This window comes from Catenulispora rubra (assembly GCF_015356825.1).
GTDB classification, from domain to species: Bacteria; Actinomycetota; Actinomycetes; order Streptomycetales; family Catenulisporaceae; genus Catenulispora; species Catenulispora rubra.
This window is the reverse complement of record NZ_JAACYW010000841.1, coordinates 1-315: the sequence shown is the minus strand read 5'-3', so window position 1 is coordinate 315 and position 315 is coordinate 1. Positions and strand designations below refer to the sequence as shown.

At 73.7% G+C, this 315-nt stretch carries 1 protein-coding gene; it reads left to right on the top strand.

What is annotated here, in order from left to right; genetic code table 11:
• On the top strand, nt 1-315 hold a 315-nt coding region (locus GWK61_RS61775), incomplete at both ends, for a MurR/RpiR family transcriptional regulator (RefSeq protein ID WP_194922428.1).

Genomic DNA, 315 nt, shown 5'->3' with positions numbered 1-315 from the left:
AGGTGCGGCCGGGGGATCCCGCCGAGCGGCTCGTCGGCGTCGTGTTGGGCACCGTGACCCGGGCCCTGCGCGAGACCGCGGAGCAGATCGACCCGGCCGGCGTCGACGCGTTCGTCGAACTGCTGCTGAAGGCCCGGCGGGTGGACTTCTTCGGCGTCGGCAACAGCGCCGTCGCGGCCCAGGAGCTCCAGTTCCGGCTGCACCGCATCGGCATCGCCTGCTGGGCTTGGCCCGACGTGCACAACGCGCTGACCAGCGCCGCGCAGTTCGGGCCGGACGACCTCGCGGTCGGGATCTCGCACTCCGGCAGGGTGC